This window comes from Alicyclobacillus macrosporangiidus CPP55, from assembly GCF_000702485.1.
GTDB lineage: Bacteria > Bacillota > Bacilli > Alicyclobacillales > Alicyclobacillaceae > Alicyclobacillus_H > Alicyclobacillus_H macrosporangiidus_B.
This window is the reverse complement of record NZ_JNIL01000001.1, coordinates 1,336,529-1,357,093: the sequence shown is the minus strand read 5'-3', so window position 1 is coordinate 1,357,093 and position 20,565 is coordinate 1,336,529. Positions and strand designations below refer to the sequence as shown.

Sequence of the window (20,565 nt, the reverse complement as noted above, 5' to 3'; positions counted from 1 at the left end):
GTCGCAAAGGGGGCCTGTGTACGTTGCGGAACAAGGAGATGCTGCTCATCCCAGGGCCGACGCCGGTGGCAGACGAGATCTACGACGCCTTGGCGAGCGAGACCTGGGCCCACACCGACCCGCGCTTCGTCAAAATCTTTGAGCGCGGCATCGCGCTGACCAAGGAGATGTTCCACACCGACGGGGAGGTCTACATCTTTGCCGGGTCCGGGACGCTGGCCATGGAGATGGCCGTCGTCAACACGGTTGCGCCCGGGGAGAAGCTGCTGGTGGTCAGCCACGGCTACTTTGGCGACCGGTTCACGCAGCTCGGGCGCGCATACGGGATCCAGGTGGAGACGGTGCAGGCGGAGTGGGGCCGCCATGTCGATCCCGATGCCGTCCGCCACGCCCTCGCCCAGGGCGGATTCAAGGCCGTCACCGTCACGCACGTGGACACCTCCACCGGTGTCGCCGCCAATTTGGACGCCCTCGTCCCGGTGGTCAAGGAGGCGGGAGCGCTCTTCCTCCTCGACGGCGTGTGCGCCACGGCGGCTCTGGAGGAGGACATGCAGAAGACTTACGGGGCGCCCGGATACACCATCGATGTGGTGCTGACCGGATCGCAGAAGGCCATCGGCGTGCCGCCTGGGCTCGGCATCGTCGCCTTCGGGCCGCGAGCCCTCAAGGCGCGGGCGGAGATGGCGCGCGTGCCCGCCTACTTCCTCGACATCGACAACTGGCGGCCCATCATGGAGAATCCTGGCCGCTACTTCGCGACGCCGCCGGTCAACATGATCTACGCCTACCGCCAGGGCATGGAGATGGTGATGGCTGAGGGCTTGCCTGCGCGCTACCGGCGCCACGCGGCGTTGGGCAGGGCGGTCCGTGCCGGCCTCGCCACGTACGGGATGCGGGCGCTGGCGGAGGAGGACGTCGCCGCCCCTACCCTGTCCTGCATCCTCTATCCCGACGGCGTGGACGATGCCGCGTTCCGCGCGAAACTCGCCAGCAAGGGTGTGGTCGTCGCCGGGGCGCTCGCGCATCTGGCCGGCAAGGCCTTCCGCATCGGTCACATGGGCAACGTGACGGGGGCCATGTTCGCGGAGGCGATCCGCCGGATCGGCGAGACCCTGGAGGAACTCGGCCACCCCGTGGAAGTGGCCTCCGCCGTCGCCCGCTTCGAATCGGTCTACGGCGAGGGTCGGTGAAGGGTGTCCGTGGCGTCTACGGATCGTCCGGAACCCGCCCGTCCGCCGGCTGTGGAAGCCGAGGGTTGTGAAAGATCTCCGGCCCCGGACGGCGGCGGGTCGCCTGAATCCCGGGACCCGGTGGTGACCGTCGTGGTGCACGGGGTCCCGGTCCGCGGCGTCGGGGTCGACGCGCAGACGCGGTGTGTTCATTATGCCAGCGACGTGGACGTGATCGCTCTCCGCTTTGATTGCTGCGATACTTACTACCCGTGCCACTTGTGCCACGAGGCGGCGGCCGATCACCCGCCGCGGCGCTGGCCGCGCAGCCGCTTTGGGGAGCCGGCGGTGCTGTGCGGCGTGTGCGGGCACCGGATGACCGTCTCCGAGTATCTCTCCTGCGCGTCTCGGTGTCCCCGCTGCGGGGCAGCGTTCAATCCCGGCTGCAAACATCACCTGCATCTCTACTTCGAGCTCTCTCCCTGAGGGCTCGTCCAGCAGGATTTTTCGTATTTCGTGAGGAATTATGAATAGGATGTTGGAGTGTGGTGAGGAGGTGGCCCAGTGCAGATCGCGGGGACGAAGGATTTCCCGACCAGTCCGATCCAGACGTTTCAGCTGCTGACCGATCCGGACGCTATCGTCAAGGCGATGCCCGGGATGAAATCGCTGCAGGCGAAGTCGGACAGCCTCTACGAGGCGGAGATGGAAGTCGGAGTCGCCGGCATCAAGGGCAGTTACCAGGGGACGCTGGAGATGCTCGACGTGGTGCCGGGCGAGCGGTACCGGCTGAAGGTCAACGGGGAGGGCGCCATGGGTTTCATGGAAGCCGACGTGACGGTCCGTTTGAACGAGCTGCCGACGGGCGGCACACAGGTGGCTTATGACGGCGAGGCGAAGGTGGGCGGCGTCGTCGCGGGCGTTGGGCAACGCGTGCTCTCGGGCGTGGCGCGCTTTCTCATCAACCAATTTTTCAACGGGCTCGTGAAAGAGTCGCAGCGGGTTGTGGGCGGATGACCGAGCGGGTGCAGACGGCGGCCTGCCAGGCCGCCGGAGCGGAACCCTGCCCACCGGCGCCTCACCCCTCGGCGGAGCACTCGCCGACGGGACACTCGCAGGAGGGACACGCGCAGGAGGGGCAATCGTCTGCGGACTTGCAAGCCACGTCGCCTGGGCCGTCAGACCCCGCGCCGCCGGCCGCCCGCCCGTGGGCCGAGCGCCTGGAGGCGCTGCGCTACGTGGCGGGGCCGGAGTTGTGCACCATGGTGGAGTTGGCCCTCGCCCTGGAGCGCCCCCTGTTGCTGGAAGGGCCCGCGGGCTCCGGCAAGACCTCCCTGGCCCGAGCGTTGGCGGATGCGTTGGGGCGGGAACTGGTGCGGCTGCAGTGCTTCGAGGGGATGGATGCTTCCCATGCCCTGTACGACTGGAACTACCACAAGCAGCTGGCCGAACTCACCCGGCGGTCGGACGCCGACGTGTTCAGCGAACCGTATCTCTTACCGCGCCCGTTGATGCGTGCGCTGCAATCGGAGGCCGGGGCGGTGCTGCTCATCGACGAGGTGGACCGGGCCGACGAGGCGTTCGAGGCGTTGTTGCTGGAGTTTTTGGCAGAGTACCAGATCACGGTGCCCGAGTGGGGGACCGTCCGGGCATTGCTGCCGCCGGTCGTCGTGTTGACCTCCAACCGGACGCGGCCCCTCGGGGACGCCCTGCGCCGGAGATGCCTGTACTGCCACGTGGACTGGCCGGAGCTCCAGGAGGAGTTGCGCATTGTCTCGCTGCACGTCCCGGACCTGCCCGCCGAACGGGCGGAGCCGCTGGTGCGAGCCGTGCGGACCTTGCGCACCTGGGGTCTGATGAAACCTCCTGGCGTCGCGGAGACCATCGACTGGGCACGGGCGTTTGCGCGCTCGCCCGTTGCCGAGTGGAGCGAGGCGTGGGCCGGCCGGACCCTCGGGTGTGTCGTCAAGGACGCGTACGACCTGGAAACCGTTCGGCGGCGGTTGTCCGACTTGGTGAGCGGATCGACCTGACTGACCACGGAGGAAGCGGCCGGGGTCTCCCGGGTGGAGGCCCGCTGGCGTCCCGACGCCCGGGCGGCGAATCAACGGCCGCAGGACGGACCCGCGGACGCGGACAGGAGCGCGCGCGAGCGGGGCATGGCTGCCAGCCGAAAGCCCGGCCAGCGATTGGATGAGGCATTCGGCCTGGCCGCGGCGGGTTGGGTGGACCAAGTGAAGGGCCGATTGGCGTTCGTGCCGTGGGTGCCGAGCCGCCGGCCCATCCAGCCGCTGGGCGTCGGGGGTTTGGATGCCCGGGGCACTGCCCGCCTGTGGGCGCGCTGGGGCCGGCCGGGCCCGCGCTTCGCCGCCCGGCCCAGGTTCGTGCAGCCCGCACGTCTGGTGGTGCTGTGGGACGTGTCGGGATCGATGTCCGCCTATGTGACGCTGTATCTGCCCTGGCTGCATCGCCTGGTGCAGGCCTCGCCGCGAACCGGGGTATTCCCGTTCGGGACGGAGCTGTTGGACGCCACGCCCGTCCTCCGTCAGCCCCTGCCGCGGGCACTCCGCGCCCTGGCAGGGCTGGAGGGTCCCTGGGCGGGGGGCACGAGCATCGGGGAAGCCATGCACCAGTGGCTGAAGGTGTACGGTCCCCGGTGGCTCGGCGGGCGTACAACCGTGATCGTCATCAGCGACGGCTGGGACAGCGGCCAGCCGGAGGCAGTGGCGGAAGGACTGCGCCGGATGCGGCAGAGCGGGGCTGTCGTGTACTGGATGAATCCGCTCGCGGCCACGCCTGGATTCGAGCCGCGCACGCGCGCCCTGCGCGCCGCGCTGCCGTACGTGGAGCGCCTGGTGGCGGGCGATTCGCCGCCGGCTCTCCTGCGATTCGGCCGGGAGGGAGCGGCCCGCTAGCGCGCGTCCCAAGAAACGCGGAATGGAAAGAGGGGGAGCCATGAAACCAGTTGCCTTTGCGTATCACCGGCCGCGGACCCTGCAGGAGGCGCTGGAGCTGTTGCGCAGCGAGCCGGACTGCAAGGTCCTGGCGGGCGGGCAGAGCCTCGTCCCGCTGATGAACTTTCGCTTGAGCCGGCCAGGGGCGTTGGTGGACATTAATGACGTGGAAGGGTTGGACCGGGTGGAGCCGACGGATACCGGCATCCGCATCGGCGCCCTGGTGCGCCACCAGGTGCTGAGCGAACATCCGCTGGTCCGAGAAGTCCACCCGGTGTTGGCGGAGGCGGCGAGCCACGTGGGGCACTGGGCCATCCGCAACCGCGGTACCCTCGGCGGATCGCTGGCCCACGCCGATCCGGCGGCAGAACTGCCGGCGGCGATGGTCGCCCTCGACGCCACCTTCGAGTTGGCGAGCGCGCAAGGGGTGCGGGAGGTCCCGGCGCGGTCCTTCTTCCTCGGCTACCTGATGACCGACCTGCAGCCGCACGAGCTGTTGGTAGCCGTGCACGTGCCGAAAGGCGAAGGAAGGGCGTTCGGATTCGCCGAGTTCGCCCGGAGGCCGGGGGATTTCGCGCTGGCTGGCGCCTTCGCCGAGGTGGGCGATGGCGGCGCGGGTGCCGTCACCTGGTTTGGCGTCAGCGGCGGCCCGGAGCGTTGCGCGCTGACCTTCCCGGCGGATGCCGCGGCGCGCGAGGCGGCCTTCGCGGCCCTGGTCGAGTCGTTCGATCCCGGTGAGGACGCGCCCTACCGCAGGCACCTGGCGGTCCTGGCGGCGGAGCGGGCGTATCAACAGGCTGTGGGGAGGCGGGGATGATGAGCGAGGTGCAGACGAAGACGACGGTGCGCGTGCGGTTGAACGTCAACGGCGCGGTGCACGAGCTGGATGTGGAGCCGCGCTGGCTCCTCTCGGACGTGCTGCGCCACCAGCTGGGTCTGACCGGCACCCACGTGGGTTGCGAGCAGGGGGTGTGCGGCGCCTGCACCGTGCTCGTCGACGGCAAGCCGGAGCGCAGCTGCCTGATGTTCGCAGTGCAGGCCGAAGGGCATGAGGTGACCACCATCGAGGGATTGACTCCGGAAGACGGTCTGAGCCCGCTGCAGGAAGCGTTCCAGGCACATCACGCCCTGCAGTGCGGGTTCTGCACGCCGGGCATGGTGGTGACAGCGGCGGCGCTGTTGCGCGATAACCCGAATCCGACGGAGGAAGAGGTGCGCGAGGCCCTCTCCGGAAACGTGTGCCGCTGCACCGGGTACCAGTTCATCGTCGACGCGGTCCTGGCGGCCGCGAAGGAGGGACGGTCATGACGGCGGAGATGCTCAAGCCGAGGTTCACCGGGGCGCGCGTCACGCGCATCGAGGACGCCCGGCTGTTGCGCGGGCAGGCGCGGTATTTGGACGACATCGCGGCCCCCGGCATGCTCGAGATGGCGTTCGTCCGGTCCAACCGGGCGGCGGCGCGGATCGTCTCCATCGACACATCGGCGGCCCTGCGGGTGCCGGGCGTCAAGGCGGTGTGGACGTTCGAGGATTGTCCCATCACCCTCGTCAACAAGGCGTATCAGGTGCAGCAGCCGGTCCTCGCCAAGGACGAGGTGCGCCACGTCGGGGAACTGGTGGTGGCCGTCATCGCCGAGGACCGGTACACCGCGGAGGACGCGGCCGAGCTCGTCCAGGTGAAGTACGATCCGCTGACCCCCGTCCTCGACATGCGCGCCGCGATGACGGACGAGCCGCGGCGGGTCCACGCCGACAGGCCCAACCGGTTCTACCACAAGGTGCAGGAGACGGACGGTTTTCAGCAGGCGTTTGAGGGTGCGCCGCGCAAGCTGAAGCTGACCTTTACCACCCACCGCCAGACGGGCGTGCCGCTCGAGACCCGCGGGTGCGCCGCGATGCCGGACCCGGCTTCGGGGCGCCTGACGGTGTACGCGACGCACCAGTCTCCGCACAACTTCCGCGCGCAGCTGGCGCGGGTGCTCGGCCTTTCGGAGAACCTCGTGCGCGTCGTGGTGCCGGAGGTGGGCGGTGGTTTCGGCATCAAGGCGATGTTCTATCCGGAGTACGTCATCGTCGCGGAGGCGGCCCGCCGGCTGGGGCGGCCCGTCAAATGGGTCAGTGACCGGACGGAGTGCCTGCTGACGGACGCCCACGCCCGCGACGCGGTGCATGAGGTCGAGGTGGCGTTCACGGAGGACGGGCGTATCGTCGCCCTGCGCGATCACGTCCTGGGCGACACCGGTGCGTACCCGTTCCTCGGCTTTGCGGGGGCGGTCGGCGAGGCCGGCTGGGCGACGGACATGTTGACCGGCCCGTACAAGATCCCGTATGTATCCATCACCATCGACTGCGTGTTCTCCAACAAGGCTCCGACCGGGCCGTACCGGGGCGTCGGGGGGCCCATCGGGGCGCAGGTGCACGAGGGCGTGGTGGACGCCATCGCCCGCGAGCTGAAGATGGATCCGGCAGACGTGCGGCGGGTGAACTTCATTGGCCCGGATGAGTTCCCCTACGAGACTCCTACCGGAAACGTGTACGATCCGGGATCGTACCGGGAGTCCCTGGAGCGCGCGTTGGCGCTGGTCGACTACGAGCGATTCCGGCGCCAGCAAGCCGAGTGGCGTAAGCAGGGCCGCTACGTGGGCATCGGGCTGTGCAGCTTCGTCGAACCCTCCGCCTTCGCCGAGTCGGAGGCCGGTTCCATCCCGTACGAGGCGGCGAGTGTCCGCATCGAGCCCAACGGCACGGTGACCGCGTCGTTCGGCCTCGGGCCCACGGGGCAGGGCCACGAGACCACCATGGCGCAGCTGATCGCCGATCAGTTGGGTGTCGACGTCAAGGATGTGGTGGTGCTGCACGGGGATACGGACAGCGCGCCCTTCGGCGGGGGCACCGGCGGCAGCCGGTCGGGCACCATCGGCGGCGGTGCTGCGGTGCACGCCGGGCAGGAGCTGCGGGCGAAGCTGGTGAAGCTGGCGGCGCATCTGCTCGAGGCGTCGGAGGAAGACATCGAGCTGGCGGAGGGGAAGGCGCAGGTGGCCGGCGTGCCGGCGAGGGGGCTCTCCATCCGCGAATTGGCGCGCGTCGCCTACACGGACGTCGGGCGGCTGCCGGAGGGGATGACCCCCGGGCTCGAGGTGCTGGTGCGCTACCGCCCGCCGATGGCGGCGACCTACTCCAACGGGATCCATGTGGCGGTGGTCGAGGTGGACGTGAAGACGGGCCTCGTCCGCGTCCTCGACTACGTCGTGGTCAACGACTGCGGCAAGCTCATCAATCCGATGATCGTCGAGGGGCAGATCCACGGGGGCGTCGCCCAGGGCATCGGCAGCGCCCTGTTGGAGGAACTGCGCTACGACGGGGACGGCCAGTTGGTCACCACCTCTCTGATGGACTACCTCCTGCCCTCGAGCACGGACGTCCCGCGCATGCGGATTGAGCACCTGGAGACGCCGTCGGCCGCCGAGGGCGGGTTCAAGGGGATGGGCGAGGGCTCGCTCATCGGCGCGCCGGGCGCCATCGCCAACGCGGTGTCCGACGCCCTGGCGCCGTTCGGGGTGTTCGTGACGGATCTGCCCATCCGGCCGGAGGAGATTGTGCGCTGGGTCCGACAGGGGGCCTGAGCCGATGCCGGGGCCCCGCTGGGCCCGCGGGGCCAGCCTCCCGCAGTGCTGGCCTGTACGTCGGGCCGTGCGCAGGCGTGCGTGCGACGGCGCGTGTGCGAGGGTGTGCGCGTGAAGCGCTGTGTGGCCCGCCCCGGAACGGGGGCGGGCCACTGCACGTCGGTGTCCACCTTCATCCGGGCGGTAGCGGAGGACATTCTTCGATGTTTCGGGAGTCGGAATCTTTGCTTCCTCACAGCACACCGTGATAATCTTTTGTCCGAGAGAGACATAGACTTCAGAGAGAAGAGAGGAGAGACCACCGTGGGCAATCTGCCGACCCTCGACGAATCCGAAATTCTGAATCGTGTCTACAAACTGGTGGCCGACCAGCTGCCTGAGCACTGGGACAAGCTGTCTCCCGATGCCCGGTTCGCCGAGGATCTCGGCGCGGACTCGCTCGACATCACGGAGCTGGTGGTCGCGTTCGAGGACGAGTTTGGCGTGGAGATTCCGGACGAGGAACTGGCCGGCTTGACGACCATCCGCGCCGTCGTGGACTACATCTTGCGGGCGACCCGCGGCTGAGGGGGGAGGACGGTGCAACGGTTTCCGGGCATGGTGCTGACGCCCGAACGGGCCCAGGCGTACCTGGATCAGGGGGTCTGGAAGCAGGACGCCTTCCCGGACGTCATGGAGCGGCAGGCCGCGGCGCAGCCGGACCTGGTGCATCGGGACGACCGGCGCCGGGCCACGCAGGTGCAGCTGTGGCAGGAGGCGGAGTCGGTCGCGGCGGGCCTGCGGGAGCTCGGCGTGGGCAAGGGGGACGTGGTCGCCCTGCAGATGGGCAGCTCCCTCGACTACATCGTGGCCCTGTGGGCTATCTCCCGCATCGGGGCCGTCGCGGCGCTGCTGCAGGTCGACCTCGGACGAGAAGCGCTCCGCCAGAGCCTCCTGCAAGCGGGCGCGTCGGTGTGGCTGGTGGCGGCGACCCACCTGGGCCAGCCACTGGCGGAGACGGCGGTGACGCTGCGGCCTGAGCTACCGGATCTGAAGCACGTGGTGGTGTCCGCAGAAGACCCAGCGGCCGTCCCTGCCGGATGCGCGTCTTTTGCCGCGTTGCGGGACGCGGGGGGCCGGCTCGGCGAGGAGGCGCAGACGCTTCGGCCAGGGCCGCTCGATCCGTTCATCATGGTCTTCTCGGCCGGCACGACGGGAGTCCCGCGCGGCATCGTCCACCTGCACGCGAATTACCTGTGGGCGGTGCGCACGTACGCGGAGCTGTTCGGCCTTGGTCCGGGTGACGGAACGCTGACGCTGGCACCGGTGTACCACCAGACCGGGATGCTCCTCGGGGTGGTGATGCCGCTGGTCAGCGGCGGCCGCGTCCTCCTCATGGACCGCTTTTCGGCCGCCCGGGCGTTGCGCTGGGTGGCGGAGGAGCGGCCTCGTTTTCTCGTCGGGGCGCCGCCGCACCTGGTGCACGTCGCCCAGGCCCCGGGCCTGCGGGATGCCGACACCTCTTCGGTGGCGATGTTCTTCTACGCGGGCGCGCCGGTGTCGAGCGACATCCTGCGGCAACTGCAGCAGGACACCGGGTGGAAGGTCGGTGCCCTGTTCGGATGGAGCGAGGGGCTCTTGGCGTGTGCCACGCGGCCGGACGATCCGATTGAGGCCGCCAGCACCACGGTTGGCCGCGTCATCCCGGGAACCGAGGTGGTGTTGGTCGACGAGGATGGCCGGCCGGTCCAACCGGGCGAGGTCGGCGAAATGTGGAGCCGGGGGCCGAACTTCTGCGCGGGTTACTACCGCCAACCGGAGGCGGCCGCCGAGCGTTGGGACGCGCAGGGGTGGTTCCACTCGGGCGACCTCTTCCGCCAGGACGCCGAGGGCCGGTTCGTGTACTGCGGCCGGGCGGACGACATCATCAACCGGGGTGGAACCAAGATCGACCCGAAGACCGTCGAATCCGCCATCCTACAGCACCCGGCGGTGGCGGACGCGGGTGTCGTCGGGATTCCGGACAAGACCCTCGGCCGCCGCACGGTGGCGTGCGTGGTGACGCGTCCGGGGGCGCACCTGTCCCTGGCGGATCTGCGCGATTTTCTGGCGAATCGGGGGCTGGCCAAGTACGAACTGCCCGATGGGCTGCGGTTATTTGAGGCCCTGCCGAAGACGGCGGCGCGCACCGTCAAGCGGCGGGAACTGGCCGCGTGGTGCGAGAGGGGGTTGGGCAATGAACCGGAACCGGCGGTATGAGGGCAAGGTGGTGCTCGTCACCGGCAGTTCCCGCGGCATCGGGCGGCAGATGGCGCTGCGATTCGCGGAGGAAGGCGCGGACGTGGTGATCCACTACTTCCGCAACGGCGACCAGGCGCGGGACACGGCGGAGGCCGCACGTGCCCTCGGCGCGGACGCGCTGGTCGTCAAGGCGAACCTGGCTGAGGCGGAGAAGGTGGACCAGCTGTTCGACGAGATCGAACGGCATTTCGGCCGCCTCGATGTGTACGTCCACAACGCGGCGTCGGGCCGCAACCGAAAGGCCATGGATCTGGACCTAAAAGGCTGGGAGTGGACGGTCAACGTCAACGCCCGCGCCTTCTTGCTCGGCGCGCAGCGCGCTGCGCGCCTGATGCCGGAGGGCGGGGCGATGCTCGCGCTCTCGTCGCTCGGGGCGGACCGGGTGTTCCCCTACTACACCTCGGTCGGTGCGACCAAGGCGGCCATCGAGTCGATGGTCCGCTACTTCGCGGTGGAACTGGCGCCGCAGCGCATCAACGTCAACGCCATCTCGGCGGGCGGCGTACAGACCGGGGCGTTGGAGCACTTCCCGGAGATCGACAAGACGTGGCGGCAGATGGAGGAGCGCATCCCGTATCACCGGATGGTCACGGCAGATGACATCGCGAATCTGGCACTGTTCCTGTGCTCCCCGGAGGCAGAGATGATCCGTGGCCAGACCATCCGGGTGGACGGCGGGTTGACGCTGATCACCCCCTGACAGAGGGCCGGGCGCCACACATTGGGAAGGAGGTCGATGGAGATGCGGTTGGAGACGATGCTGACGCCGGAGTACGTGGAGAAGTACCGGGACGTTTGGCCGAACAAGACCATCCTCGACTATCTCCGGGCGTGTGTGGACAGGGTGCCGGACAAAGTGGCGATTGAGGACCGAAAGGGTCGCTACACGTTTCGGGAGCTGGCGGCGGCGGTGGACCGCGTGGCCCTCGGTCTGATGGCCCACGGCGTTGGGCCTGGGGACGTGGTGTCGTTCCAGCTGCCCAACTGGAACGAGTTCGTGATTCTGCACTTTGCGGTCACCCGACTCGGGGCCATCAGCAACCCGCTCATCCCCATCTATCGGGATCGCGAGATTTCGTACATGGTCCGCATGGCGGAGGCGAAGGTGCTGGTGATCCCGGACGAATTCGCGGGCTTCGACTACCCGGCGATGGTGGAACGATTGCGGCCCGAGTGGCCCGCGCTGGAGACGGTGTTCGTCGTCGGCGACCGGGTGCCCGCGGGGATGCGGCCCTTCGCGGAGTTGCTCGAGGAGCCGTGGGAGCAGTGGCGGGATCCCAGGGTGCTGGACGACATCGTGATCGATCCGAACGACGTCACGGAAATCGTCTTCACCTCGGGCACCACGGGCGACCCGAAGGGGGTCATGCACACGCACAACTCGTTGTGCACCTCGACGGAGTACTTCGTCGAGCGGCTGAAGATGACGCCGGACGACGTGGTGTTCATGGCGTCGACGTTCGCTCACCAGACGGGCTTTCTGTACGGGGCCCGCATCCAGGTGCATGTGGGCTGCACGGCCATCTACCAGGACGTCTGGAATCCGCTGGAGTTCCTCGACGCCATCGAGCACAAAGGGGTGTCGATCACGATGGCGGCCACGCCCTACCTGTACGACGCCGTGCACGTGGAGGGGATGGAAAAGCGGGATCTCAGCGCCTTCCGGGCGTTCGTGACGGCGGGTGCGCCGGTGCCCCCCGCGCTCGTCAAGGAGGCGGCGGAGCGGCTGCCGGGCAGCGTCCTGGCCGGCTGGGGCCAGTCGGAGAACGGGCTGGTGACGCTGACGTTTTTGAACGACCCGGAGGAGAAGCTGACGCAGACATCCGGCTATCCGTTCCCGGGGATGGAGCTGTTGGTGGTGGACGACGAGGGGCGGCCGTGCCCGGCGGGGGTCGAGGGAGACCTGTGGTGCCGGGGGCCTGCGATGTTCGTCGGATACCTGAAGAACATCGACATGACGCGCAACCAGTTCGTCGGCGACTGGTTTAAGACGGGCGATCGCGCCATCCTCGACGAGGACGGCTACGTCAAGCTGGCTGGCCGCAGCAGCGACATCATCCGCCGGCGCGGAGAGCAGGTGCCAGTGACGCTGCTGGAGGACGTGCTGCACGAGCACCCGGACATCGCGGTGGCCCAGGTGGTGGCGATGCCCTCTCCCGATCCGGAGGAGGGCGAACGCGGTTGCGCCTTCGTGAGCCTGCGACCGGGGGCGAAGCCGTTCACCATCGACCGGATGCGCGAATTCCTGCGCGAACGGGGCATTCGCCAGCAGGACTGGCCGGAGCGCCTGGAGGTGGTGCGGGAGTTCCCGCGCACCCCGAGTGGCAAGATCCAGAAGTACGTGCTGCGGCGGATGATTCGGGAGAAGCTGGCGGCGGAAGGGGTGCTGCCTGCGAAGGGATGATGGGGTCCTGGGATCTCCTCCGCGCACTGTAAGACCACGAGGTAATAAAACAAATTGAATGTTATTTCACGGAAGGCATAAGACCATACAAAACATTTCAGTGTTAAGTTGGACTCCACCCGTTGAATAAGATGAAAACCTTGATTTATCGAGGCCGGCTGAGGGTAACGCCGGCCTTGATAAATCACCGCCTAAACAGCACTTTACTTTGGAGTTTCCTTCCGGCACCATCCGCCATCGCAATCCTGCATAAAGGTATTATTCCTGAGCCGATACAATCCAGGGGTGCAGCCTGGGTGGACTGTTATTCTGGCGGCCGCCCACCTCCGCCCCGGCTCTCTTCCTCACTCCGCAGCCGGCGCCTGCCACACCAGCACGCCGTTTTGGCCGCCGAAACCGAAAGAGTTGCTGAGGACGCGCTTCACGCGCTGCGCGCGGGCGTGGTTGGGGATGACGTCAGGGGGCGCGACCGGATCGCGCTCGTCGCAGTTCAACGTCGGCGGCAACCAGCCAGTACGCAGCGATTCGATGCAGGCAATGCTCTCGATGGCTCCGGCGGTGCCGAGCAGGTGGCCGACCGCGCCTTTGATGGAACTGACCGGGATGCGGTCCAGGTGCTCGCCGAACACCTGCCGCAAGGCGTGCGACTCCGCCGCGTCCCCAGCGACGGTGGCAGTGGCGTGGGCGTTGATGTAGTCGATGTCCGTGGGTGCAAGCCCGGCCGAGCGCAGTGCGCGCTGCATCGCCAGGGCCGCGCCGCTGCCCTCCGGGTGCGGGGCGGTCTCGTGGTAGGCGTCATTGGACGCCCCGTAGCCGATGAGCTCCGCCAAGATGGGGGCGTTGCGGCGGGCGGCGTGATCGCGCGTCTCGAGGACGAGGAAAGCGGCTCCTTCGCCCATCACCATTCCGGCTCGGTTTACGTCGAACGGGCGTGACCAGACGGCGGGATCGTCCGGGCCAGTGGTCGCGACCGCTCCGGCGGCGCGCAGGCCGGCGACCAGGGTCGGGGTGAACAGGCACTCGGTTCCACCGGCGATCACGACGTCGCACTCGCCCAACTGCAGCCAATGCCACGCCTCGCCGATGGCGTTGGCGGACGAGGCACAGGCGGTGACGTACGTCATCACGGGGCCGCGCACCCCGTAGCGCATGGCGATAGCAGCCCCTGCCGCGTTCGGAATCGACTTGGGGACCACGCGCGGGCCGAGGCGGGTGGCGCCGGAGGCCAGGCGGAGGGCGCCCTGCTCCAGCGACTGCACCCCGCCGAAGGCGGTGCCGACCGCGATGCCGACGCGATCGCGGTCCAATCCCGGCCACAGGTCGCTGCCGTCACCGCCTTGGCCGGAGGATTCCAGGCCCGCGTGCCGCAGGGCTTCGGCGACGGCCACCAGGGCGAGTTGGGTGAATCGGTCGGTGTCGTTCACGAGCTTTTTCGGGAGATGATCGGCGGGGTTGAAATCCCGCACCGAGGCCGCGACGGGCAGCCACTGGCGCAGGGTTTCGTCCTCGGTCGGCCGGACGGCGGACCGGCCGTCCAGCAGCGCCTTCCAAAACGGTTCGACGCCGACGCCAAACGGCGTGACGGCGCCGTAGCCGGTGACGACAACGGGGGTTCTGACGGTCATGTGGGGGCTCTCCATCCTTTCTGCTGTTAAAGGCGGTTGGGGTTGGCGCCGCGGCCAGCGATTCGGCCGTTTCCTGCGCCGTTTCAGTGCTCCATGAACCGATGCACGACTTGGCGGATCACGTCGCCTCGGCTGATGATGCCGACGAGCACGCCTTCGCGGACCACCGGCACCTTTTTGATCTTTCGCTCGCTCAAGATCCTCGCCACGGTTTCCAACGGATCGTCTTCCTCGACGCAGATGGCCTTGCGCACGCCGGCATCGATGGCCTTCTTGCGGCAGAACTCCTGGAAGTGCGCCCGGAAGTCAGCGTCTTCCTCGTCACTCTCCGCTTCGATCCCGGTGAAAAACGAGACCACGTAATACCCGGTGTCGATGGTGCGGAATCGGCTGTAATGATGACTAAAGGCGCGCATCACGTCGCCGTCGCTGATGTACCCGACGACGCGGTTGGTGCTGTCGACAATCGGCATCCCACCGATACCGTGGTCGACAAACTTGCGCAGGACCGACTTCACGTCGTCGTCGACGTGCGCCTTGATCACGGAGTGAATCATAATGTCCCTGGCCTTCACAGGATACGCCCTCTTTCGCAAGCGCCTTGATCCTATTGTAACCTACATTTCGCACCTGGTGCTTACCGACGAATGGAAGTCGCATACCACAACCAATGGGGTGTCCATGGGGTGAATGGGGTGGCCGCGAGCACCCGGGTCACGGTGGTGATGAACGAATTGTCTTTATTCGACCGGACTCGTGAGGGCATAGCCACCGATTCGTATTTATGCGAGCGGCTATCTTTTTTTCCCGCCCTGACCTTGTTTGACCCAAAAAGCGTCTGTTTGCACATACGCACCAGATTGGTTAATTTTATACTGACCGATCTTTTCAATCATCCCTGGCGAAATCCCACTGTTTCAGCCGTGCAGCGTGTCCATATCATCATCCATTAGACGTGAGGAGAAGGTGTGATGACAGACAGGACCAAGACGTTGCTGGCTGGCTTGATGACAGCGGTCGCTTTGACACTGGCTGGTTGTCAGAGTGACGGAGGAGGGAACAGCAACAACAATACCTCCTCCCATGGCGCAGTCGTCCCCGCGTCAACCGCAAAGGGGAAGAGTGGAAGCGGTGACTCGGATTCGGATGCTGCGCACGGGGGTGTGGGAGATGCTGCCGTCGCTGATGGAGCGACTGGCGGGTGATCCATCATGACAACCCATCCGCGTACAACCTATGCGGAGCGACGTGAAGCGTTTTATGCGCCGCTCCGGAGCACATTTTGGCCAGAAATGCACGGGCATGAGAACGCTCTCTTCACAACCTTTCCAGTCCCCCAGGAAGAGGTCACGCAAATTCGAGAAACGGCCAAAATGGTGTATTCTATTTACGAAAAAGCCGCTAAATTATTGCGGAATGCTCCTGACGACACGCTCTTGCGACTGGATTTTCCGCAGAATACCCTTCGATACATTCGCCAAAAAACCACCGAATCCGAAACGATCATTGGACGCTTCGACTTCGTCAAACGCCAAGACGGCCGATATGTGATGCTGGAATTCAACAGCGACACACCGACCTTCATTAAAGAGTTGTTCTTTGTGAACGAATTGGTATGTAAAGAATTTGGCGTAAACGATCCAAATCTGGGACAGAGAACAATTCTCGAGACAGCCATGAAAAAGGCCATTCGCGAATCGTTCCAGCACATCGGAGGAACAGGTTCTCCGTATGTCGTTTTTTCATCTCACCGAGAGGAGGAGAGCAGGGAGGATTATTTTACTACAAAATTCTTGATGAGTCTGGTTGAAGATGCGTTTGACTGTGATTTCGTTCCCCTTTGCGATCTCAGAGTGAAAAGGGACGGGCTGTATGATCTGAATGGACGTAAGATCGACGTCTGGTACCGGCAAACGTATCCAATCGAGCACCTTTGCCGGGACAAAGACAAAGACGGTACGCCCGTGGGAGAGTGGATTCTCGATCATGTGATCAACAAATCTCTCGCCGTCATCAATCCGCCTTCTGCTTTTCTCCTTCAGAGCAAGGCGGTTCAAGTCGCAATCTGGGCCTTGCACGAACACAAAGTATACTTCAGCGAAGAGGAGCACGAGTGGATCGCACAACACTTTCTCCCTACCTATTTGGAACCAGATCGGTTTATCGAGACGGGGACTTCCTACGTGAAAAAGCCTGCGTTCGGCAGAGAAGGAGATACGGTGGAGATTTTCCTATCGAACGGAAGAGTGATTCGGGAAGCCCAAAGAAGCTATGAACAGTCCATGCCGGTGTATCAGCAATATGTGGACATGCCAAAAGCCTATGTGGAGTCTTTGAACGGACGAGAAATGTGCCACCTTTTGGTGGGATGTCACGTGGTCGGGGGAGCGCCCTCAGCCATCGGCATCCGTGCCGGAGACGAGATTACGGGCAATCTAAGTTATTATTTGCCTGTTTGTATTGAAAATGAAGTCGGTTGAGAGGAAGGAGCAAGGATCACCTGCCCCGTGTCCCCCGCTCCTGTTGCGTGGCGGACGTAGTCGTCACGCTTGCGGCAGATGGCCCTCCGTCAGGCGTTTGCGGAACAGCAGGGAGTGGTACCGTTTTCCCGGCCAGTGGGTGCGGCCGTACACCTCGTAGCCTTCCCGGAGGTAGTAGGAGACCAACCACGGATGATTCTCCGGCGTGTCGAGCAGCAGCGTGGTCACGCCGATCGCCCGGGCGGTCTCTTCCGCCCGCCGCATCGTCAGGCGCCCGATGCCCTGGCGTTGGAGGCGGGGATCGACCGCGTAGAAACTCAGATGCCACCCGTCCTCATCCTGACGCAGGGTGAACGTGGCACACAGGCGGCCGTCTTGTTCTCCACCGTACACCTGTTGATGGTTCAAACAAGGCAATGCTTCGGCGAGGGTGAGGGCGGCCGCCGAGAAGTTGAAGCCGGCGGCGAGGTTGGCGGCGTACGCCCGGTGAAGCAGATCCACCCAGGATTCCACATCCTGTGCATGGAGCCGCCGCCATACCAAAGGCCGATCCGGTTGTGGATCCGTTCGATGGACCTGCACGCCCGCCATACCCCTTCCCAATCGGGATCAATCCGATGATCCCTATTCGAAATCGACCCCGAAATTCCTGCCCAGGTGGGCGGGCCGCCCGCTCGTCTCACGTCTGTTGACGATCCCGCTGCCCCACTCGACCGACACGGTCCAGCCATCGGCAGCCGGTCAGTACCAGGGCCGTGATCAAAAGCCTCGCGACCACCGTCAGCGCGAACTGAATCCCGGTGACACCGGAGAACGGGTTGTGCTTGCCCCACAGCGCGGGATCGCCGGTCCACTGCCAAAGGGCCGACTGGACCAGGTCGCGCAGCGGCGCCCAGCTGCCTAACGCCACAGACAGGGCGACGGGGAAGACCGCGAGCCAACGATTGCGGGTCGCGGCGTACACCGCGAGGCCCATGGCGAGAAGCAGGAGGCACCCCGCCGCGAACGCGGGCTCCACCAACGTCACCGGCCGCAAGCCGTAGAAGGTGAGAATGGCGCCGATGCTCCAGCGATGTGTGGCGCGCTGGATCAGCCACAGGGCCGCGAAGGTGGCGACGACCAGGCCGATGACCAGGCGATCGCGCCGGCTTCGGGTCTTCAAGAACCACAGGCAGCCCAAGCACAGCGACAGCATGAGGGAGGGGGAGAGCAGGATCAGGAACGGCCGCAACCACATCCCCGCTCCGATGCCGGCCGTGGTGTCCGGTCCCGCCGTGGCTGCGCCGCCCCCCAAGCCTATGCCCACCCCTGTGCCGAAGCCTGTCCCAACGCCCGCGCCCACGCCTGCGTGCAGGGCCCAGAGGCTGACCAGGAAGAGGAGGAAGAAGCCTGCGGTCCCCGCGAACAGGGTGGCCCGGGTGGCGCCGAACGTCTCGCGGGCGATCCGCCGGCGGAGCCGATTGGCCGATCCGAACGCTCGAAGAGCGGCCGCTACCGCCTCCTCGTACGCGGCACCCGCCTCCATGCGGGTGTGGATGTCCTCTTCCAGGTGTGTGCGCATCTCGGCCACCCAATCCAACTGTTCGCGCCGACTCAGGCCCGCGCCGCGAACCAGCCGCCGCAAGTATTCCTCGATCTCACCGCCCTGGTTCATCCTCCCTGCACCTCCCCAAGAAAGCGTCCGACCACCCGGGTGTTCTCCCGCCACCGCTCCCGCATCCGCGCCAACTCCCTGCGCCCGCGCGGGGTGATGCGGTAGTACCGGCGGCGCGGCCCGTCGCTCTCGCGGCCCCACCCGCTCTCCAGCCATCCCGCCGCCTCCAGGCGCCGGAGCGCCGGATATAACGTGCCCTCTTTCAACTGCAGGGCACCGCCGGTTCGCTCATCCACCACGCGGGCGATCTGGTAGCCGTACGATTCGCGCTCGGCGATGACCGACAGCAGGATGGCGTCGATGTAGCCTTTCATCATCTCGTTCATGGCAGCAACCATCCCTCCAGCAACGTGATAAATAGAATTTCTATATAGATAGAAACACAAACAGTCGGGCACGTCAACCCATCCGGGAGACGGCGCAGGGGCGGGGGATATCCCCCGCCCCTGCTGCACGCACACATCGGGAACGCCATCTTGTCGACCGCCGAAGGACCATGTGTGGCAAGCGGAACCCGTCGCTCGGGTGCCGAAACCCGTCCCTCCGTTTGCGACACAAGTCACTCGGCCGGGGCCGGCTCGGGCTTGCGCGGCGATCCCGCCGGCAGCTGCGGGCGTGCTGCCGAGCGCGCTGCCGGGTGGCCGGCCGGTTGGTCCGCCGGGCGGACTCGGCGGATGAAGAACGACAGCACCAGCGCGAGCACGGTGATGGCCGTGGCGACCAGGAACGCGTCGTTGGTGGCGTCGATGGTCGACTGCTGCATGACGAGCCCGTACATCATCTGCGACACGAGGGCCGACCCGGCTTGAGCAGTTTGGCCGAGCTGGTTGGCGAGCGCGCTGCCGAACTGCTGCAAGGTCGCGCTCAGCGCCGGGTCCGTGATATTCATGCGATCCGCGTACATGCCGTAGTGGACGTGCGTCCGCGTGCTCATGACGGTGACGAGGATGGCCGTGCCGAGAGACCCGGCCACGGTCCGGGCGGTGTTGGCCGCCGCCGTGCCGTGGGCGTTCATCTGGCGCGGCAGCTGGTTGAGCCCGGCCGTCATGATGGTCATCATGATGAACGACATGCCGAACATGCGCGCCGTGTACAGCCACATCAGGTGCGCGTACGACGTGCTGCCGGTCAGATGCGCGAAATCGTACGTCGTCACGATGGTGATCAAGAGGCCGAAGATGACGAGCGGGCGGGCGCCGATGCGATCGAACAATTTCCCCGTGATGGGCGACATGATGCCCATGACGATGGCACCGGGCATCAGCAGCAAGCCGGATTGGAGCGGCGTGAAGCCACGGATGTTCTGGACGTAGATGGGCAGCAGGATCATCGCGCCGAACATGGCGATGTTGACCACGCACGACACGATGGTCGTCAGGGAGAACATGTCGTATTTGAACACGCGCAGCTCGAGCATCGGCTCCTCCGCCGTCCACTCCCGCCAGATGAACAGGACCAGCGCGACGGCGCCCGCGATGAGGGATGCGCGCACCGCCGAATCGCCCCAGCCCTTGTTGCCGGCGTCGCTGAACCCATACAGCAGGGCGCCGAAGGCGATGGTCGAGGTGATGAATCCCAACCAGTCGAATCGCGGGCGCGACCGCTCCGTCACGTTGCGCAGCAGCGCGGCGGCCAGGATGATGTCGAGGACGGCGAACGGAATGACCACCCAAAACAACAGCCGCCACGACCAATTCTGGATGATCCAGCCGGAGAGCGTCGGTCCCACAGCGGGCGCGAAGATCATCGCGATCCCGATGGTCCCCATCGCACCGCCCCGCCGGTCCGGCGGGAACAGGTTGAGCACCACCGTCATCAGCAAGGGCATGATGACACCCGCGCCGAAGGCCTGGATGATGCGCCCGATGAGCATCACCGCGAAGTTCGGCGCGATGGAGCAGATCACCGACCCGGCCGTAAAGGCCACCATCGCGCTGATGAAGAGCTGGCGCGTGGTGAAGGTCGCGATGAGGAACGCCGAAACGGGGATGAGGACTCCGTTGGTCATCATGTACGCGGTCGACAACCATTGCACCGTGCTCGCGCTCTCGTTGAAGTCGATCATCAGGCGCGGGATCGCAACGTTGAGCAGGGTCTGGTTGAGAATCGTCACGAACGCCCCCAAGAGGAGGGTCACCAACACCGGCCCCACGTGCTGGGGCGCAGCCGATTGCCCCGTGTGCGATGGAATTGGGGTATGCTCCGCCATCCGTGTGCCTCCCGTCCTCGGATCGTATCATTTTAACATCTAAACATTTTCAACACATGAATTCTAATCTCCCCGTCGCGGAAAGTCAATGCACGCGCGTTGCGCCTGTAGCTGGCGCGGATGGGGTGACATTGCACCTCGCCGATCGCGGTCCATGACGAGCAAAA

At 66.1% G+C, this 20,565-nt stretch carries 19 protein-coding genes; 13 read left to right on the top strand and 6 right to left on the bottom strand.

The window, feature by feature from the left end; genetic code table 11:
• The first annotated feature begins 23 nt into the window (after nucleotides 1-23).
• From N687_RS0107015 to N687_RS0106960, 12 genes are all read left to right on the top strand, one after another.
• Nucleotides 24-1,190, top strand: coding sequence for a pyridoxal-phosphate-dependent aminotransferase family protein (locus N687_RS0107015; RefSeq protein WP_029421180.1), 1,167 nt, complete (start codon nucleotides 24-26; stop codon nucleotides 1,188-1,190).
• A gap of 9 nt (nucleotides 1,191-1,199) precedes the next feature.
• Nucleotides 1,200-1,655, top strand: a complete 456-nt coding sequence (locus N687_RS0107010; protein ID WP_331280129.1) for a CHY zinc finger protein — start codon at nucleotides 1,200-1,202, stop codon at nucleotides 1,653-1,655.
• 78 nt (nucleotides 1,656-1,733) lie between these two features.
• Nucleotides 1,734-2,186 carry a CoxG family protein gene (locus tag N687_RS0107005; protein ID WP_029421178.1) on the top strand — a complete coding sequence of 151 codons (453 nt, stop codon included), beginning with the start codon at nucleotides 1,734-1,736 and terminating at the stop codon, nucleotides 2,184-2,186.
• Nucleotides 2,183-3,202: an AAA family ATPase gene (locus tag N687_RS0107000; RefSeq protein WP_231493422.1), complete on the top strand. Its 1,020-nt coding sequence runs from the start codon at nucleotides 2,183-2,185 to the stop codon at nucleotides 3,200-3,202. Before N687_RS0107005 ends, N687_RS0107000 begins: the two co-directional genes overlap by 4 nt.
• Before the next feature lie 33 nt (nucleotides 3,203-3,235).
• Entirely contained in the window at nucleotides 3,236-4,084 is an 849-nt protein-coding gene (locus N687_RS22020; protein WP_051663018.1) for a VWA domain-containing protein, read from the top strand.
• 40 nt (nucleotides 4,085-4,124) lie between these two features.
• Nucleotides 4,125-4,940 (top strand): FAD binding domain-containing protein, encoded by an 816-nt coding sequence (locus N687_RS0106990; protein ID WP_029421175.1) that lies wholly within the window; start codon nucleotides 4,125-4,127, stop codon nucleotides 4,938-4,940.
• Complete coding sequence (locus N687_RS0106985) at nucleotides 4,940-5,431, top strand: (2Fe-2S)-binding protein (RefSeq protein WP_029421174.1); 492 nt, start codon at nucleotides 4,940-4,942, stop codon at nucleotides 5,429-5,431. The genes N687_RS0106990 and N687_RS0106985 overlap by 1 nt, the downstream gene beginning before the upstream one ends.
• Nucleotides 5,428-7,746 (top strand): xanthine dehydrogenase family protein molybdopterin-binding subunit, encoded by a 2,319-nt coding sequence (locus tag N687_RS0106980; protein ID WP_029421173.1) that lies wholly within the window; start codon nucleotides 5,428-5,430, stop codon nucleotides 7,744-7,746. The genes N687_RS0106985 and N687_RS0106980 overlap by 4 nt, the downstream gene beginning before the upstream one ends.
• A 312-nt stretch (nucleotides 7,747-8,058) precedes the next feature.
• Nucleotides 8,059-8,313: an acyl carrier protein gene (acpP, locus tag N687_RS0106975; protein ID WP_029421172.1), complete on the top strand. Its 255-nt coding sequence runs from the start codon at nucleotides 8,059-8,061 to the stop codon at nucleotides 8,311-8,313.
• A 12-nt stretch (nucleotides 8,314-8,325) separates the two neighbouring features.
• The gene (locus N687_RS0106970; RefSeq protein ID WP_156040066.1) at nucleotides 8,326-9,984 is read left to right on the top strand and encodes a class I adenylate-forming enzyme family protein; all 1,659 of its coding nucleotides are present in this window, start codon (nucleotides 8,326-8,328) and stop codon (nucleotides 9,982-9,984) included.
• Complete coding sequence (fabL, locus tag N687_RS0106965) at nucleotides 9,962-10,726, top strand: enoyl-[acyl-carrier-protein] reductase FabL (RefSeq protein ID WP_029421170.1); 765 nt, start codon at nucleotides 9,962-9,964, stop codon at nucleotides 10,724-10,726. The genes N687_RS0106970 and fabL overlap by 23 nt, the downstream gene beginning before the upstream one ends.
• Before the next feature lie 42 nt (nucleotides 10,727-10,768).
• Nucleotides 10,769-12,430 (top strand): AMP-binding protein, encoded by a 1,662-nt coding sequence (locus N687_RS0106960; RefSeq protein WP_029421169.1) that lies wholly within the window; start codon nucleotides 10,769-10,771, stop codon nucleotides 12,428-12,430.
• 344 nt (nucleotides 12,431-12,774) lie between these two features.
• Here N687_RS0106960 and N687_RS0106955 read toward each other — a convergent pair whose 3' ends face one another.
• Nucleotides 12,775-14,055, bottom strand: a complete 1,281-nt coding sequence (locus tag N687_RS0106955; RefSeq protein ID WP_029421168.1) for a beta-ketoacyl-[acyl-carrier-protein] synthase family protein — start codon at nucleotides 14,053-14,055, stop codon at nucleotides 12,775-12,777.
• An 83-nt stretch (nucleotides 14,056-14,138) separates the two neighbouring features.
• Nucleotides 14,139-14,630, bottom strand: a complete 492-nt coding sequence (locus N687_RS0106950; RefSeq protein ID WP_029421167.1) for a CBS domain-containing protein — start codon at nucleotides 14,628-14,630, stop codon at nucleotides 14,139-14,141.
• Nucleotides 14,631-15,266: 636 nt separating this feature from the next.
• Here N687_RS0106950 and N687_RS0106940 point away from each other — a divergent pair.
• Nucleotides 15,267-16,535 (top strand): glutathionylspermidine synthase family protein, encoded by a 1,269-nt coding sequence (locus N687_RS0106940; protein WP_029421166.1) that lies wholly within the window; start codon nucleotides 15,267-15,269, stop codon nucleotides 16,533-16,535.
• A 63-nt stretch (nucleotides 16,536-16,598) separates the two neighbouring features.
• Here the strand turns inward: N687_RS0106940 and N687_RS0106935 are convergent, their stop codons facing one another.
• The 4 genes from N687_RS0106935 to N687_RS0106920 form a co-directional block, all read right to left on the bottom strand.
• Nucleotides 16,599-17,117: a GNAT family N-acetyltransferase gene (locus N687_RS0106935; protein WP_197029220.1), complete on the bottom strand. Its 519-nt coding sequence runs from the start codon at nucleotides 17,115-17,117 to the stop codon at nucleotides 16,599-16,601.
• A 97-nt stretch (nucleotides 17,118-17,214) separates the two neighbouring features.
• Nucleotides 17,215-18,189 (bottom strand): permease prefix domain 1-containing protein, encoded by a 975-nt coding sequence (locus tag N687_RS0106930; protein WP_029421164.1) that lies wholly within the window; start codon nucleotides 18,187-18,189, stop codon nucleotides 17,215-17,217.
• Nucleotides 18,186-18,515 (bottom strand): PadR family transcriptional regulator, encoded by a 330-nt coding sequence (locus N687_RS0106925; protein WP_029421163.1) that lies wholly within the window; start codon nucleotides 18,513-18,515, stop codon nucleotides 18,186-18,188. The genes N687_RS0106930 and N687_RS0106925 overlap by 4 nt, the downstream gene beginning before the upstream one ends.
• Before the next feature lie 233 nt (nucleotides 18,516-18,748).
• Nucleotides 18,749-20,398: a DHA2 family efflux MFS transporter permease subunit gene (locus N687_RS0106920; RefSeq protein ID WP_051663016.1), complete on the bottom strand. Its 1,650-nt coding sequence runs from the start codon at nucleotides 20,396-20,398 to the stop codon at nucleotides 18,749-18,751.
• Nucleotides 20,399-20,565: the final 167 nt, after the last annotated feature.